Annotated in this window: 12 protein-coding genes; 11 read left to right on the top strand and 1 reads right to left on the bottom strand. The window is 41.9% G+C overall.

From position 1 onward, the window contains the following. Positions 1-41: 41 nt before the first annotated feature. The gene (gene glmS, locus OH456_RS10690) at positions 42-1874 is read left to right on the top strand and encodes a glutamine--fructose-6-phosphate transaminase (isomerizing) (RefSeq protein ID WP_270033442.1); all 1833 of its coding nucleotides are present in this window, start codon (positions 42-44) and stop codon (positions 1872-1874) included. A 424-nt stretch (positions 1875-2298) separates the two neighbouring features. On the opposite strand, the gene OH456_RS10685 is transcribed toward glmS, so the two are convergent. Next, positions 2299-4674 (bottom strand): putative glycoside hydrolase, encoded by a 2376-nt coding sequence (locus tag OH456_RS10685; protein WP_270033441.1) that lies wholly within the window; start codon positions 4672-4674, stop codon positions 2299-2301. A 393-nt stretch (positions 4675-5067) separates the two neighbouring features. Between OH456_RS10685 and OH456_RS10680 the strand changes: the two genes are divergently transcribed. The 10 genes from OH456_RS10680 to OH456_RS10635 all read left to right on the top strand — a co-directional run bounded on the left by OH456_RS10680 (position 5068) and on the right by OH456_RS10635 (position 18141). After that, positions 5068-6408, top strand: a complete 1341-nt coding sequence (locus OH456_RS10680) for a hypothetical protein (protein ID WP_236109317.1) — start codon at positions 5068-5070, stop codon at positions 6406-6408. A 17-nt stretch (positions 6409-6425) separates the two neighbouring features. Further along, positions 6426-7466: a hypothetical protein gene (locus OH456_RS10675; RefSeq protein WP_236109318.1), complete on the top strand. Its 1041-nt coding sequence runs from the start codon at positions 6426-6428 to the stop codon at positions 7464-7466. A gap of 53 nt (positions 7467-7519) precedes the next feature. Then, on the top strand, positions 7520-8896 hold the full coding sequence (locus OH456_RS10670; protein WP_270033440.1) for a glucoamylase family protein: 1377 nt from the start codon (positions 7520-7522) through the stop codon (positions 8894-8896). A gap of 127 nt (positions 8897-9023) precedes the next feature. Then, positions 9024-10139, top strand: coding sequence for an ABC transporter ATP-binding protein (locus OH456_RS10665; protein ID WP_270033439.1), 1116 nt, complete (start codon positions 9024-9026; stop codon positions 10137-10139). Positions 10140-10166: 27 nt separating this feature from the next. After that, positions 10167-13541, top strand: coding sequence for a GH36-type glycosyl hydrolase domain-containing protein (locus tag OH456_RS10660; protein WP_270033438.1), 3375 nt, complete (start codon positions 10167-10169; stop codon positions 13539-13541). Positions 13542-13689: 148 nt separating this feature from the next. Further along, positions 13690-14676 (top strand): LacI family DNA-binding transcriptional regulator, encoded by a 987-nt coding sequence (locus tag OH456_RS10655; RefSeq protein ID WP_270033437.1) that lies wholly within the window; start codon positions 13690-13692, stop codon positions 14674-14676. An 8-nt stretch (positions 14677-14684) separates the two neighbouring features. Next, positions 14685-15932, top strand: a complete 1248-nt coding sequence (locus OH456_RS10650; RefSeq protein WP_236109323.1) for an extracellular solute-binding protein — start codon at positions 14685-14687, stop codon at positions 15930-15932. 24 nt (positions 15933-15956) lie between these two features. Continuing rightward, entirely contained in the window at positions 15957-16832 is an 876-nt protein-coding gene (locus OH456_RS10645) for a carbohydrate ABC transporter permease (RefSeq protein WP_236109324.1), read from the top strand. A gap of 2 nt (positions 16833-16834) precedes the next feature. Then, on the top strand, positions 16835-17656 hold the full coding sequence (locus OH456_RS10640) for a carbohydrate ABC transporter permease (RefSeq protein WP_270033436.1): 822 nt from the start codon (positions 16835-16837) through the stop codon (positions 17654-17656). Continuing rightward, positions 17656-18141 (top strand): hypothetical protein, encoded by a 486-nt coding sequence (locus OH456_RS10635; protein WP_236109326.1) that lies wholly within the window; start codon positions 17656-17658, stop codon positions 18139-18141. Before OH456_RS10640 ends, OH456_RS10635 begins: the two co-directional genes overlap by 1 nt. The last annotated feature ends 5 nt before the right edge of the window (positions 18142-18146 follow it).

Here is an 18146-nt window from a genome sequence, read left to right as displayed (position 1 = left end):
CACTCAGAGAGGGAGACAGAAATAAGAAACGGAGAATTGATATGTGTGGAATCGTAGGTGCGGTAGCACAGCGAGACGTAGCGGAAATTTTGGTAGAGGGTTTACGCCGTCTGGAGTACCGTGGATATGATTCAGCGGGTGTAGCCGTTGTTGATGCAAATTCAGAACTGAAACGCGTTCGTCGTTTAGGTAAAGTTCAAGAGCTCGCGGATGCGGTTGACTCTCAAGATGTGACTGGCGGTACGGGTATTGCTCATACTCGCTGGGCAACACACGGCGAGCCGTCAGAAGCGAACGCTCACCCACACGTATCTGGTGATATCGCTGTGGTTCACAATGGCATCATTGAGAACCATGAAGAGCTACGTGCAACGCTTCAAGAGCGTGGCTATGTATTCCAATCTCAAACCGATACAGAAGTTATCGCACACTTAGTTGAATGGGAACTGCGTACTTCTGCAACCCTAGTGGAAGCACTGCAAAAAACGGCGGCTCAACTTGACGGTGCGTACGGTACGGTTGTGGTTGACCGTAAAGACCCAAGTCGTATTGTGGCAGCTCGCTCTGGCAGTCCAATAGTTATTGGTTTTGGCGTTGGTGAGAATTTCTTGGCTTCAGACCAATTGGCTCTATTAAGTGTGACACGCCGTTTTATGTATCTTGAAGAAGGCGATGTGGCAGAAATTACTCGTCGCGAGGTTACTGTTATCGATGTAGACGGCAACCCAGTTGAGCGTGAAATCACTGAGTCTAATGCGGAACATGATGCTGGCGACAAAGGTCAATACCGTCACTTTATGCAAAAAGAGATCTTCGAGCAGCCTCGTGCGTTGATCAACACTATGGAAGGTCGTATTACCGACAAAGCGGTAGTCACTGAAGCAATTGGTGTTAACGCGGTAGATATTCTTAAGAAGGTCGACCACGTTCAAATCATCGCTTGTGGTACGTCTTATAACTCAGGTATGGCAGCTCGCTATTGGTTTGAGTCGATCGCAGGCGTAAGCTGTGATGTCGAAATCGCTTCTGAGTTCCGCTACCGTGATTTTGTGGTTCGTCCAAACAGCTTGTTAGTGACATTGTCTCAGTCTGGTGAGACGGCTGATACTTTGGCTGCTCTTCGTTTAGCGAAAGAGAAAGGCTACATGTCGGCAATGACTATCTGTAACGTTGCTGGTTCATCGTTGGTTCGTGAGTCTGACTTTGCCTTTATGACTCGTGCAGGGACTGAGATTGGTGTGGCATCGACGAAAGCCTTTACGACTCAACTAGCAGCAATGTTAATGATGGTAGTGTCTATCGCTCGTTTGCAAGGTCGTATGACTGAAGAACGCGAAGCCGAAATCGTAAAATCTCTACATGAACTTCCTGCAAATATTGAAAAAGCGTTAGCGTTCGACAAAGAAATCGAGGCATTAGCAACTGACTTTGCAGATAAGCATCACACACTATTCCTTGGCCGTGGTGAGTACTACCCAATTGCTATGGAAGCGTCGCTGAAACTCAAAGAGATCTCATACATTCACGCAGAAGCTTATGCAGCAGGTGAACTGAAACACGGTCCTCTAGCACTTATTGATGCAGACATGCCAGTTGTCGTTGTTGCGCCAACTAACGACCTCCTAGAGAAGCTGAAATCGAACATTGAAGAAGTACGTGCACGTGGTGGTCTACTGTATGTATTTGCTGATGAGAAAGCAGGCTTTGAAGGTGATGAAAACATGAAGATCATCCAAATGCCAAACGTTGATGACATCATCGCTCCAATCTACTACACCGTACCAATGCAGCTACTGTCTTACCATGTTGCATTAATCAAAGGTACCGATGTGGACCAGCCACGTAACTTAGCGAAAGCGGTAACTGTTGAGTAGGGGCATTTAAAAGATCGACAAGAGCTGTCGGAAGACAATGAAGATTGATCGTTTTTAACCTCCGGCTAATTTTAGCTTAGTCGGAGGTTTTTTATGTCAGATGCAGATAAGCTTCTCAAAAAGAAAGGCCAGAAACGTTTAGATGAAAAAAAGGGAGAAGGGAGGGAAAGATTACGTTCCTTTTAATAAGGTCGGAGAGTTCAGCAGTTCAGGTGAAAGCATTCGTGTTAAGAGTTCTACTGTTGGTCGCGTTCACCACTTTCATTCAAAAACGATCTTGTGGTATTTTGGGTGTTCGACTGGTGTAAAGAGGTCATCGACATTCGTGAGCAAGTACTAGTACCTCTTCCTTGTTTTTCCAGTTTTAAGAAAGCTTAGGTTAGAGGCAATGAAGTGCTACCTCCAACCTAAGTTAAATTGCAGATTATAGAATGACTAATTGAACACTACCTATTGAGAATTGCATACCTTGTAATGTATCGGTAGCTCCAACCCACTCAGGAAGAATTGATACTGCTGTTTCAATGTTTTTCAATGTGTTGATATCAATGCTTCCATCCGCCTTTGAGAAAAGATCGCGAAGTGGAACTTGAATCTGTTGCCAGCCCATACCTACGTCAAGTATATAAGGCTGTGAATTACCGAACTGGCTCGATTCCATTTGAATTTGAAAGCGTTGTGTTGGATGAGAACCATAGTTGTCGACATTAAACATAAACTGGAGAACTCCACGGTCTATATAATTAGACAAGTCACGAGTACTATCATCGACAGTTTTTAAAACCAACCCCCCATTTTCACCTATCGGTGCGTTGTCATAATCGATACGAATATGGTCTCCACCCCAGTGGAGCGTTGAACTTCCCCCTGTCATCCAGTTAGTGATGCCTGTTGCCCAGCCTTGTACACCTCCGGACACGAAGAAAACTTTGGACGCAGCGTAGGAATCGTTTTGATCATCTCCAGCAAGCGGCGTACTGGTGGTATCACACTCAAGTACATTGCTTTGCTCGTTCGAGCTGCCAATTATTCGAGCGTTACCAAATTCAAAATTAGAGTTTGTTGAAGACTCCAGTGCTAACGGGGAAATTGTATTTGTATAGTCCATACCTTCGTTAGAGAAACATGAAAGTGGAACCTTGATGGTTTGTGTTCCCTGATTGTAGTTGGCAAGTAATGCGCTCGTTATTGACACTTTCCCCTTGTCGACACCGACTTCATTTTGAGTCGTGATGTAGATCTCTTGGTCTAATGCTGGTTTACTAATTGCTGAGACATCAAATTGTATAGTTGCACTGGATGGGTCAACATCAATATTTACATGACTTGAATCGCTACTACGTAACAATATGCGACCTAAATTGTCATCTGAAATAGTGACGTTAAGTGTACCTCTTGGTGTGCCTAATGGGTTTTGGGTTTGGATGTTACCTTGTGCACTATTGCCATTTTCATCGACTATCGCTTCTACACTATCACTATCTATGACGATAACATCAAAGCGTTGGTCATCATTTGGGCCGTATAGCACTATCTCTTTTGTAGGATCACTCATAGTGATTCGAATGTCGCGAACTGAAAAGTCAATTCCTTGCAGCGTATCTGTAGATTCTACCCATTCCGGTAAAATAGAGAGTCCTTTATCAATGTTTTTAACTACATTAATGTTCACACTACCATCATCACGAGTGAAAAGTTCACTCAATGGAATCTTAACCTCTGTCCAGCGATTCTGAGCCGCGTTTTCTCCGAGTAGATATGACTTTGAGTTTCCGAACTCGCTTGACTCCATTTGGACTTGGAGGCGCTTAGTTGGATGGGCGGCATAACTTGATACTTTGAGCATGAACTGAAGCATGCCTGTCTCGATGTAACTGGAAATATCTCGATCGCTTCCATCTGTTGTCGCAAAAACTAAACCTCCATTTTCGCCAAGTGGTGCGTCAGTATATTCCAATCGGACATGATCTGACCCCCAATGAAGAGTCGTTTCTCCAGATGTCATCCAGTTGGTTATACCTGTAGCCCATCCGCCAGTACCGCTATCATCTATGTTAAACAAAGTTGAAACTTGGTAACTATCGTTAGAATCGTCAGCTTCAACTTTTTCGCTCGATGATTGACATTGCAATACATCTTCAGCATCAGCAGAGTTGGCAACGATTTGAATGCTACCAAGCGTAAAGTCGAGGTTGTTCGAAGATTCTATTGCAAAAGGAGTTACGGCTTGAGTAAAGTCCATGCCTGAAGTTGTAAAACAAGATAGCGGAACCTTAACTGTTTGTGTTGCGCCGTTATAGCTGGCTAGGAAAGAGCTAGTTAGTGACACTTGGCCGACATCATTATCTATTGACTTTTGAGTGGTCAGATATATTTCCTGACCCGCAATAGGTCTACTCTTCATTTTGCTATTAAATTGTAACGTAGCCTCAGAGGTGTCGATGTCTAAGAGAACAGGAGACCCGTCCTTGCTTTGAAGCAAGACGCGCCCTTTTTCGTCGTTGGTGATAGTGATATCGAGGTCACCATTGAGATTTCCTGTCATACTTTGTGTATTTCCCGTCACACTTCGTGTATGAACATTACCCTGGCTCACTGACCCGTTAGCGTCTACAAACGCTTTTGTGTCCGAACTATCGACAACAGCCATTGAAAATGCACCTGTATCGCCCGAGCCATAAAGAACAATTCTATCGACAGGCTCATTTGGTTCTTCGTATGGGTCATCCAAGCAACCCACTAATGTTAAGGTGCAGAGAGATGCAATAAGTGTTTTCTTACTAAGGGGAAACTGTTCCATGGCTTTATTTCTCGATCCTATGGCTACTTAACAACTGATTTCAGTACTTAGTTAAACGTTTAATCCGTGATCAGCATGATATTTAAATTTCAGTAACGCAAGTAAAATGATAAAGCCAATGTAATTTTTGTGAGTTTCGACAGGTACAGGGAACATATTTACCTTATCAATGCTTACTGACTTTTTTGTGATTTAGTGAGCAATTTATATTAACCTGTTGTATTTAAAGTACTGTTTTTTGATTTTTCGATGCTCATTTCTCTATTTTATAGTTAATACAAAAATTATCATATCTGGATCACATTTGCGTATTGCCCACTATTGACGACCCAGTAAATCTGCCGCACTGTTATATAAACGTTTAAGCAGACCCTTAATCAATTGGACATGATGATGAGTAATAAAAAGTATGCCTTTGCAGCAGCATTGATAAGCTTCAGTGTTGGCACTTTTGCCAGCGACATTGTTTTAGATGAATTGACGATCAGAGATCATTTGTATCCAGAAAGTTTTAGAGCTGAGCTCAACAACAATTTGAATTTCTTCCGCGACGGCGTTGGTGTTGACCCAGTTTCTAAAGTTCCTTTTGACACCGTATCGATAGTCGATGGTGAAGTTGTCCCTTTCTACTACGTAAACACTACCGAAATTGGTCTGTATCTGAATATTTTGGTAGAAGTGGAAAAAGCAGGCAATGCAGATGCTTTAGTGAGAATTGGGGAAGTTCTTGATGTGCTTGAAGAAACACCGACATGGAAGGGGCTATATTTCTGGCCATATGACATTGTTGATGGAAAACTTCAGCCAACTGAGGAAGGCATTGTTCCTGCAGTTGATAATGCCAACTTAGCGTTTTCTCTTGTTGGGGTAGCGGGAGCGTATCTTGATTCAACGTCGTCAGAGAAACAAGCTATTGTTTCCAGAATCGAGGCTATTCTTGAGGGACAACTAGATGGCTGGGCTGCTATTTATGATAAACAGCGCGGATTGATGAGTGCAGGATGGAGTACAAGAGAAAATGCTCCACTGCCTTACTTTATTGACCGAAAAGCTAACGAAAGTCGGTTAGCTCCACTTTGGGCTGCTCTAATTACTCGTGACCAAGGTGAAAATGCAGTTCCTCTTAGTGCATTTAATGATATGGAGTTATATACCTATCCATTCACATTTAATGGTAAGCAATACAACCCAATGTTAACTTGGAATGGAACCTACTTTCAGGGAATGTTGCCATCTATTTGGATGAACGAAAGTGAGCTCATGCCTGATTATAGCCTTGTAAAGGATATGACCTTTGCTCAAATGGTTTACGCAGCCAAACACAACATCCCATTGTTATCATCCTCTGCAACCGTCGACGACGGGTACGCTGAATTTGGTGTTCCTCACCTTTCAGAGAGCAAAATGATGTTTAACAACGAAATGCATGGTGGATTGACCGGAACACCGCATGCAACGGCCTTGTCTTACATTGTTAGCCCAGAAACCTCTGTGGCTGCGTTAAAAGCGCTGAAAGATTACTACCCGAAAATAGAGTCTGAGTTTGGTTGGTATGACGCTGTCGATACTGAAGGTCGCATGTCAACAAAAATACTCTCTTTGGATCAAGGTATGTTTGTTGGAGCGTTTATTGCTGACGAGATCAATGCCGACGTACAAACTTATTTGGAAGCTCGCGACTACATGGATGATGTAAAAGAAATGTATCGTAGCTTTGTTCCCAATAATCGCTAGTTGGGGAGAACGTGAACATGAGAAAACTCTCTGCAACGTTGTGGTTAAGCTTTGCGTTTATTTCGCCAAATTTGTTGAGTGCCGAACATAAAGCAGGTATGTGGGAAGGTATTTCATTACCTGGCTATGGTGACGTGAACGCTAAACCTGGAATGTGGGACGGGATCGAACTACCCGGATATGGGGGGGTGACAGGAGCTCAGGTAGAGTTTCAGTCAACGGATGAATCATTACGAGATATTGGCGGCTTTGGTACCGTACTTATGACAACGAGCTCTGATAGCTCAAAAGAAAAACGAACTCGTATGCTCACAGGGTATGAGTATGAAGAGTACGTCTATAAGAATGCACCTAGCCAGTTATTCAAATCGTTTATTTTTGCTGACGGTTCAACTAAAGTCAGTGAAAATTTCCGACTCGCATACGTGATAAAAGAAACACATGCATATCGTGGTAAAGACAGAGTATCAGAAGGTAATGCGTTGCTTACTATAGATCTGATGCCTCGCTATGAAAAATGGGTGAACGAGAATTTTAATTATGCAGTCGAGATTGGATATGAAAAGGTATCGGGCTTCGAAGAAAGTACTCAGTATCAAATAACACCCGAGCTTAACTTTTCATTTGGAAAACACTTCCTCCACTTAAATCTAGAGTCTGGTTATTGGAAAGAAGAAAAGGCGATGTTTTACGAATCGGAACCTTTGTATGTATATCGATTTAATGACTGGATCAACTTAGGTGGAAAATTCTTGTTTCATGAGGACAAAAACGATTTTGCTTGGAAGGAAACTGCATTCAAACCCTTGGTTCAGTTTCGGTTTGACAACAATGTGTATCTGGAACTTCGATATGAAAAAGGAGAAACTGAAATCTTTGATGGAACGGGGTACGATTACAGTAATTATGCCTTATACACAGAGATCCCTGTTAATTCAAGCATGAGCCTATTGGCTGATCTAGCATACCGCGATCACAAGCAAAGAAACGCCAACGAGTACACCTGGGGCGATAAAGAAGGTGTGTTTGCCAAAGTGGGCATTATTTGGAATTTCTAAATAGTTACCTGCGATGTTTATAAGCCCCTCGGGGCTTTTTTTATGAGGCGCCTATGAAATTTAGATACTTACCTCTTCTCGCTTTATCGATTTTTGCTTTTACTGGGTGTAAAAGCGGTGGGAGCAACCAAAATGATGATCCAACAGAGCCAATTGTTCCTGACCAAGACGTGATTTCTCAAATTCGCATAGAATCAAAATACTATCCAGCTGGATTTGAGCAAGCTCTCCAAGACAATATGGACTACTTTCTTGATGGTGTTGGGGTTTCAAATATAGCTCATATTCCCTTTGACCATGTTTTGGTTAATGACGGAGATGTAATTCCTTCCAGCTACACAAATATATCGGCTATAGCCTTGTACATTAATGTTCTCATTCAGATGATAGAGTATGGTGATGAGGCAGCGATTACTCGCTTGGGTACTGTACTTGGTAAACTAGAGCAAGCCCCTAAATGGAATGGGCTTTTTTACTGGCTATACGAAGTAGAAGGTTCGAGTTTAGCCATTAATGACACAGCCATCGCATCGGCGGTAGATAACGGCATAATGTCTTTTACTTTGGCTGGTCTTTATGGTGCGCTTAACAACCACACAGATGAACGCTTAAATCAACTTTCTTTAAGAGCGGAAGCACTAATAAATCAGCAAGTTCCTGGCTGGAACGTTCTATATGACTCTAATCGGGGCTTTTTGAGGGCAGGTTGGAGCCGAGAAGAGCACGCGTATCTTAGTTATCACGTGGACCGGAAAGCCAATGAAAGTCGACTTGCGACGCTTTGGGCAGTCATGATAACAGATGGGCAGGTACCTTACACCGCGTTTACAGACATGACCTTAGTGAGAGGAGGGGCCTCGATTGCCGGCTCTAATATAACGCCTATGCTCACTTGGGATGGTTCATATTTTCAAGCTACTCTTCCTGCGCTATGGCTTGATGAACGGTCATTGATGCCCAGTTACGAGATGGTTGAGGAATTCACTCAAGTTCACCTTCAATATGCTGATGATCATAGTATTCCTTTCGTTTCAGCATCATCAACTGTGGATGATGGCTACGCAGCATTTGGACTAGAAGCGACGTCTGAAAGTTACCGTAAATACGGCGACTCCATTGAGACTGGTACCACAGGAACTCCTCATGCTTTGGCTTTGTATTATATGCTTTCACCGACTGATGCAATTCAGCGTTTAAATCAATTGAAACTAAACTCCCCTCAAATTGAAACATTGGCTGGTTGGGCAGACGCCATTGATAGTAGTGGCCGGGTATCAAGTCAAGTTATCGGCCTTGATCAAGGGATGTTTGTTGGTGCTTTTATCGCGGAATCTGTACGTGAGAATGTAGCGTTATACCTTGATTTAAAAGGACATACGTCAACGTTGCAGTCGTTATACAACTCTTTTGTGGCGGACGAGATATTGTAAACTCTTTCAAGAGCGATAGAGATCACGAAAACGTAAAACTAACGATATGAATTCATTGCGTTGAACTGGTTGTTTCGATATTCTTTGTTGAAACGTTTAACTTGATTTGGATAGGATGTTATAGCCCATGGCAAAGGTCACTCTTGAAGGGATTAACAAGGTTTACGATAATGGCTTTCATGCCATTCATGATGTCAATTTAGATATCAAAGATGGTGAGTTTATGGTTCTCGTTGGCCCATCAGGTTGCGCTAAATCAACGATGCTAAGAATGATTGCAGGTCTAGAGAGTATTACTAGCGGTCAATTATTTATCGGTGACCAGGTTTGTAATGATTTGCCACCAAAAGACCGTGGAATTGCTATGGTCTTTCAAAACTATGCGCTTTACCCACATATGACCACCTATGAGAATATGGCCTTTGGTCTAGAAACTGCAAAGAAACCTAAGCAAGAAATTGAGCGACGAGTATCAGAAGCTGCTGAGCTATTAGAAATTACGGATTTGCTTGATCGTAAGCCCAGCCAAATGTCGGGGGGACAATGTCAGCGCGTAGCTTTAGGTCGAGCTATGGTAAGGAAACCAGACGTTTTCCTTTTTGATGAACCGCTTTCAAATCTTGATGCGAAGTTGCGCGTTTCAATGCGTATGCGAATCACTCGTCTGCACCAACAGCTTCAAGACACTGGTAGCCCAGCAACGATGGTTTATGTTACGCATGACCAAGTAGAAGCGATGACAATGGGTGACCGGGTATGCATTCTTAATAAGGGGCACATTATGCAAGTGGACACACCGATGAATGTGTATCACAACCCTAAGAACCGTTTCGTCGCGGAGTTTATTGGCTCGCCAGCAATGAACATGCTTACCGGAAAAGTGAGTAAGTCTGGAAATAACATTGGTATAGATTTCGGCGGTAAACTACTTGAGCTGCCAAAAGAGCGCCAGGCTCGAGCTGAGCTTTGGACTGATAAAAAAGTTCACGTAGGTATACGTCCAGAATACATAACCGTTCGGTTAGAGAAAGGTCCCAATTCGCTGTCTGCGGAAGTAGAAGCTATTGAGGAGCTTGGCTCAGAAGTGTATGTGCACCTGAACGTACTAGGATGTCCGGTCATTTGTAAGCAGTCAGACCGCGAGCAGGTTCCTTCTGTAGGTTCTCGCTGTCATATCGAATTACTCATGGGTAAATGCCATCTGTTCGATGACTCAACTGAAAACAACATTTTCTACTCTTAACAATTCATCGTCTGGAGATTAGTTACGATGCACCAATTTATTAATCAACCGACCTTGCTCGTCGGTGCGAATGAACTCAACATGACCTTCAGCCCAACTGGTGTGCTGTCTGCGATTCGCAGTAAAGAGCTAATGGTCTCTCTTTTTGATACACCGATGAATGAGCTCTCTATTAGCAACGTTTATCTACGTGCATTCGAGAATGATGCTATTACAGCAACACCGTTACTTTTTTTTAATGAAGAAATTGAAACGTTTAAACAGTCGAATGGTTCTTTAGCTTGGAAAACTACGACTGATAAATTTGAAGCGCTAGTATCGATTAGAATTGTAGACAGTGCTTTTTTCTATGATATTGAAGTGAGTAATGTCGGCAACAAAGAACTGAGCTTTGACTTAGTTTATGGACAAGATCTTGGATTGGCTGATGAAGGTGCAGTTAAGACTAATGAAGCGTATTGCTCGCAGTACTTAGATCACCAAGTCTATCAGTTAGATGATTACGGGTTCACCGTATGTAGTCGTCAAAACCTTCCACAAAGCGTTGGCAACCCAAGAATTCAGATTGGTTCGTTTTCACCGGTTGTTGGCTTTAGTACGGATGGTTACCAGTTCTTCGGTCGAGAATACAAAATCACTGGTGAAGCTATCGCTTTGAAAAATCGCGAACTAGCCAATGAAAAATATCAGTATGAAATGGGTTATGTCGCTCTTCAAACGGAACTCGTTAATCTAGAGCCAAACAAGAAAAGTGTTCAGACCTTCTACGGGGTTATTGAAGATCATTGTGAGGAGTCAAACCTAAAGCAGCATATTGATGTCTCGTCCATTAAGGTTTTGCATGAGCGTGGCAAACATGTCGTAAGTTGCGACAACTTGCTGCCTTATAGTGCACAAGCTAAAGCACCTTACATCGTAGGTGAGCCTTTAAATGAGACAGAACTAAGTGAGCTCTTCGGCACTGAAAGACGTTTTTCAGAATCTAAAGACGGTGAGCTACTTTCATTCTTCTATGGGGATAGTCAATACGTAACCTTGCCTGCTAAAGAGCAGAATATGGAGCGTACGACTGGGCACGTAATCGCAACTGGTAATAATACCGATTACCAAAACTCAATCATGAGTGCTACCCATCATATATTTGGTGTATTTAACTCACAGTTGACGTTAGGTAACACCTCGTTCAACAAATTGCTTGGTGTTTGCCGAAATCCGCTCAACCACTTCTCCAATGGCGGTCAACGTATCTGGATCAAGCAGGGTGAGACATACCGAGCTTTAGGTATGCCTTCGGCTTATGAGGTGGGAACAAATTACTCACGTTGGGTTTATAAATATCTTGATGGTTTTATCGAAGTCCGCTCATTTGCCGCTGCAGATACACCGATTATTCAGTTGGAAATTGAAACGCGTGGCTTGGATGTAGCGTTGGATATTGCGGTATCTCATCAGCTTGTCTTTGGTAACAATGAGTCAGACAGCGTGATTCGTGTAACTCAAGGTGAAGAGGGGCTAACTATTCAGGGCCACAACGAACTGATTGAAAAGTTCTCATCTGAATTGAGTTTTAGTCTACTACCAAGTTTGGAATTGTCTGAGTGGGACATCATTTCTAACCCTGATACGGGGTCGATAGATTACTTAGTTCTGAAAGGGCTTGTACACGATAAGGCAAGGGTCACAATTGGCGGTGAATTGGCTGGCGAGAATTCTAAAGGCCAACGCATTGAATTTGATGAAGAGACAGCAAAGTGTGAGTCACAACGACTGAAGCTAACCAAAGGATTTAAACTGCATTTTTCAGATGATGAACTAAACAGCCAACGTTTAAATGAAACTGTACATTGGTTTACGCACAACGCGCTGGTTCACTATAGTACGCCACATGGTCTAGAGCAGTATTCAGGCGCGGCGTGGGGAACTCGGGATGTATCTCAGGGTCCATTTGAGCTATTCATGTCAATGCAAGAGTATGGAAAAGCGAGAGATCTACTTAAAGAGATTTACAGCCATCAATATCAAGAAACTGGGACTTGGCCTCAATGGTTTATGTTCGATCAATATTTCCAGATCCAACAAGAAGATGCCCATGGCGATATTATTGTTTGGCCACTCAAAGCGCTAAGTGAGTACTTAACGGTTACCGCTGATTTTAGCGTGCTTGATGAGATGCTTCCTTATACTCTGGCCGAAGAGGGCTTTGCCAAGAGTTCTGAAAATTACTCGCTGTTCACGCATGTTGAACGTCAAATTCAACACATCATCGATAATCTTGTTCCAGGAACTTCTCTCTCTTGCTACGGGGATGGGGATTGGGATGATACTTTGCAGCCTGCAAATCAATCTTTGCGTGAGAACATGGTCAGTGGCTGGACGATTCCTCTGACGCTGCAAGCGCTTAAATCTATGGCGGCCATTTTGAAAGGAACGGAAAAGTTTGAGGTTTTCTGCGAGAGGCTGACCAAACTTGCGGCTGATATGGAGCATGATTACCACCACTATCTGATTAAAGATGACACTATCGCTGGCTTTATACACTTTGATCGAGACGAGCAAGGTGAAGTTGAGCAAGTAGAGTACCTTCTTCACCCATCGGATAACAAAACTGGCATCAAATATCGCCTGTTGCCGGCAAGCCGTTCAATCATTTCCGAGACGTTTACGCCTGAAATGGCGAATGAACATATGTCGATGATTAAAGAGCACTTAGTCCATCCAGATGGGGTGAGATTGATGGATTGCATGGCAGAGTATAAGGCAGGCAAGCAGACTTATTTCAAACGCGCAGAGCTAGCAGCAAACTTAGGTCGAGAGGTTGGTTTACAATATTGTCACGCACACATTCGATTCATAGAAGCATTGTGTAAATTAGGTGATGCAGAAGCGGTATTTGACAACTTATATAAAATTATTCCTGTGGGAATTCAGGACAGCGTTCCTAATGCAGAAATAAGGCAGTCAAACGCTTACTTCTCAAGCTCTGATGCAAAATTCAATGATCGTTATTCTGCATACGACAACTTTGACAAAGTGAAAGCAGGAGAGGTGTCGGTCAAAGGCGGGTGGCGTATTTACTCTAGCGGCCCGGGTATTTATTTGAATCAATTAATCAGCAATGTGTTTGGCTTGCGATTTGATGGCGGGGATCTAGTGCTTGATCCAATTGTATCTTCTCGACTAGGCACGATTTCATTGGATTATGAAATTGAAGGTAAACCTGTACAGGTGGTCATCAATTCGATGGAAGGTCAGCACACACCCAAAACGGTTCTTCTAAACGGAGAAGAAGTTCCGTTTAATTTACAACCAAACCGTTATCGTTCAGGCGGAGCGATAGTTTCATCTAATTATCTAAAAAGTAACCTGAAGAACTCTGACAATATTCTAGAGATAACGGTGTAAAGCGAACTTGTTAACCCGGTTCGCCGGGTTAACTTTATGAGTAGCAGTTCTGGTTTTGTAATAATTGTTGTGTCTTCAATAACTTTGTATAATCGTTTCAACTGTCACTGTGGTGACCTAATTAATTGAAGCAAGGAATCTGTAGAAAATGACCGTGACGATAAAAGATGTAGCAAAGAAGGCGAATGTGTCAATTGCAACGGTTTCATACTCTATCAATGGAAGTCCACGTATTAGTGAAGCGACTCGAGAGCATGTATTAAAAGTTGCATCTGAACTTAATTACGTTGCAAACAATAACGCCAAGCAACTTAAACAAAAGAAAAGCAATGCAATAGGCCTGTTTTTTAACTCATGGTTTGGACCTATATACAGCGAATTAGTGAAAGGAATAGAACAGGCATGTCATCAAAATGGGTATGACCTAGTAGCTTGCAGTGTTTACGGCAATGAAGGTTCAACTGCGCATAAATACATTCGAGATAGAATGGTAGACGGTGCGATTGTTTTGACTAATTCATTTGATGATTCGTTTATAAAGTCGGTCGCAAACAAAGACTTTCCCGTTGTTGTACTCGATAGAGAAGTTTCCGGGCCACATATCTATAACATTCTTATTGATAACTTTGGCGGGGCGTTTTCAGCTACAAAGGCTTTGATTAACGCTGGGTTTGAAGAAATATATTATTTCGGGGGGCCTTCTGACTCCTATGATGCTCAAAAGCGTTTTGACGGATATATCTCAGCTTTGGGTTATTACAAAATCAATGTTGATCAATCATTATTAATTGAAGGGGACTTCACTGAGCGGTCAGCGTACCAGAAAATGAAGGAGTTAATCGAAGAAGGTAAGCAGCCAAAGGCGGTATTTGCATCTAATGACGAAATGGCAATTGGCATAATCCGAGCCGCAAAGGAAAAAGGCATCGTAATCCCAGACCAAATGAAGCTAATCGGATTCGACGATATACAGATGGCAGAACTCATGATTCCAAGACTCTCTACTATTTCTCACCAAAAAGTGGGTATGGGCGAGTTAGCTGCGAAAACACTGATTGACGCAATGAACAGTAAAGATGACATGGAAGATCTGAGAATTCTACCGACTAAATTAATTTTAAGGGAAACATTGTAGGTGGGGTAATGAAAAAATGGTTGATTGGGTGTTTGCTAGCAATGAGTTGCCAGACGGCTACGTTTGCTGGAACCAAGCTAGAAGTGATGACACCGGTAGGCAACTATATGGAGTTTGTTCGAAATGTGGTTGTACCTGAGTTTCAAAAACTATATCCAGATGTTGATGTAGTTGTCTCAAATGATGAGAACTTAGAAACACGAATGGCTGCAGGCGACTTGCCAAACTTGTATGCAGGTGTATTTGGATATCAACCTGCAAAATACGCAAAAATGGGAAAGCTTGCATATTTTGAACAATTTGATGGTTACCAAGAGCTCATAGAAAGAATTGAGCCGGTATTTCTTAGAAAGAATTTTGGTCGCACATACTATATTCCATGGAATGCTACCACCCAATTAATGATTTACAACAAAGAGCTGTTCAAAGAGGCGGGATTAAACCCAGACAGACCCCCTAGAACCTGGGACGAGTTTTTAAGTGCGGCTGAAAAAATCAATCAGCTTCCCCCTCGTGAAGATGGTAGTCCTGTTTACGGAACAGTTTTTTGGAATGATGTATTGTCCTCAGGTAGTTGGTATTGGGGGATGCTTGCCCAGTTATATTACAACTTTAATAAAGGTGAATTTACCTTACTTAACCGTTTTGGAACGCATCCTGTTTTTGACAAAGAAGAAGCTAACATGGCGACATTCCTATCTACAATGCAGGAAGCTCAAAAGTTTGCTCCTTTGACGATGGAAAAAAGTTTCTTTTCTCGCAACATTGGTATGTGGACACAATTTGGATTTGGTTGGAAGGCAAATTTAAGTGAGGCTGCTCATAAACCTATGGTGATTGGAGAGGATGTTGGGCTAGCACCGATTCCAACAGTTAGTAGAAATGATGTTTCATATTCTACCCTAGATGGTCGTGCTTTGATGATTTTTAAGAATTCTATTGAAATCGAGCAACTGAGCTGGGCATTTGTGCAACTATTGATGGACAATGAGCTCAATCACAAAGCCAATGTTGCGCTGGGTCAGTTACCAGTGTTGACCGAACTTTTCGATCGTCCTTACTACCAAAGTAATGAAGCGAAACCATTTGTAGACCAGCTTCCCTATACTATTATGAGCGAACCTTTTTCTCAGTCTTCTGATGTCGCAAATATATTGCTTCAACAATACTCTAGGGTAGTGCTTAAGAAAGAAATTACTGCGGAAATGGCTGTTAACTCAGCTAGCGAACAAGCAAAGAAAATATTTGCCCACTAATAGCTAAACTTGAGTGATAAATAAATGAAAAAGAATAATCTCATTATGGGGTATGTTTTCCTTGCGCCTTGGATAATATATTTCATTGTTTTTCTAATGTATCCTTTCTTCCTGTCTTTTGAGAGTAGTTTCTTAAGCGTTAATATTCTCATGCCGGAAAATACTCAATTTGTCGGGTTGGCGAATTGGCTATCAGTAGTGACGGATTTTCTTTTTTGGAAGTCCTTGTTTAACGTTATTTTTAATCAGGTGATTTTCGTTTCACTTAGTTTTTTGATTGGTCTAGGTCTAGCTTTATTACTAAATGAAATTAAATTTATGGCCAGCTTGTTTAGAACGATAATGTTTATTCCTGTTATTACCTCTATAACAGTAGCAATGGTTATCTTCGATTTTGTTTCAGGTCCGACAGGGCCAATACAGAGTTCTATGATGAGCGCTAACATGTTAACAGAGCCTGTTTTTTGGAAGTTTGAGCAGTGGCTACCAATGCCGGTTATTGCAGTATTCAGTGCATGGAAGTGGTTTGGTGTTCAGATGATCATATTCCTAGGAGGAATCGCCAGCATTAATCGTTCTCTATTTGAGGCAGCAGATATCGATGGCGCATCCTGGTGGCGAAAGACTCGAAAAATCACTCTCCCTATGATTATGCCACAGATTATCTTTGTCATGACGATGAACATTATTAATGGTTTACAGATGTTTATTGAAGTATTTATGAATTTTGACTTGAGTGGTGGGCCTTATCAATCTGCTTTGACACCTGTTCTATACCTATATCAAGTAGGTTTCGAAAAAATGCAGATGGGTGAAGCTTCGACTATTGGCTTGATGCTTGCTGCCGTTATTTATCTATTAACAATGATGCAATTAAAAATTACAAGCAAGGAGGACTAGGTATGAATAAGAGTAAAAATACAATACTCCTGATTTATGTAACATTGATTGTTGCCTCTATAGTAGTGCTGTACCCTTTCTTTTTTATGTTGATTAATTCATTTAAGGCTGGGCCGGAAATAATGCACTCGCCTAATAGTCTACCGGCGGAGTGGTCATTTAAAGGTTACATAGAAGTATTTGAATCGATAAATTTGGCGCGAGTTTTCTTTAATACTATATTTATTTCTGTGTCAGTAACTTTTCTTAACGTATTATTCTCGTCAATGGTTGCTTACGCAATTGTTAAGACTAATCTTCCCGGCAGAGAATTTTGGCTGAAAGTTATTTTGGGTTCGATGATGATTCCTGCGGTACTATTCACAATACCAACATATATGATGATGTATGAGTGGAATTGGATTAATACATACCGGGTGTTGATCATTCCGGGCTCCATCAGCGCTTACAATATATTTCTTCTCGTTCAGTTTATGAAACAAATTGATAATGCGTACTTGGAGGCGGCTCGAATTGATGGAGCCAATGAGATTCGCATCTTTAGAAAAATTGTTTTACCTATGTTAAGACCTGCTTTGGCGACAGTCGGTATTCTGACATTTATGGGAGCTTGGAACGACTTTATGGGCCCGCTTCTTTATGTGAGAGACGAATCTTTAATGACTTTGCAACTGGCTCTTTACAATTTCCAAACCGAAGTCCCGGGAACCAACTTAGAGCAGCTTTGGGCAATGACAACCATGATTGCTGTACCTGTAGTTATCGTGTTTTTTTGCTTACAGAAAAACTTTATTAAAGCGTTTACGGGTGTTGGAGTTAAGTAATGAGTAAAGGTATGAAATTTGCGCTCTTTGCGTTGTTAGTGGTAATTGCTTACGGCACAGCTTGGTTCAAAGCGTATCAACTTTCTAAGCAATATAGTGTTTACGCTCATCAACAACTAAACGAACATAACTTGCTGATCGCCCTCAAAGGCATGAATAAACTCGAACTGCGTCAAGGTGATCATTATCTCGGTGGGTTTCAACAGGTACTCGAAACTTGGGAAAGTTCCAAGCTTGGGCCTAAGCCGTCATTCTACGAGGAGGCATTGATAATGCCTCAAAAAATTATCACTCAGCTTAATCAGCAACAACTCGAAGCATTCATAGAAACCTATGTTGAGTTAGATGTTCGATATGTACCAGAGGCTGTAGAGCAGTTACGTCTGGTCGCATTACAAAATGGAAATACTGTGTTAGCAGATGAAATGAACGAGTTCTTGTTGGAAGCTTTTCCCAACTATCAACCTAGGCTAGAGATGGAGTGATAACC

It is taken from the genome of Vibrio sp. La 4.2.2, from assembly GCF_027586995.1.
GTDB classification, from domain to species: Bacteria; Pseudomonadota; Gammaproteobacteria; order Enterobacterales; family Vibrionaceae; genus Vibrio; species Vibrio mediterranei.
Note: the sequence above shows the minus strand (reverse complement) of the source record. Positions and strands in the feature narration are given on the sequence as shown.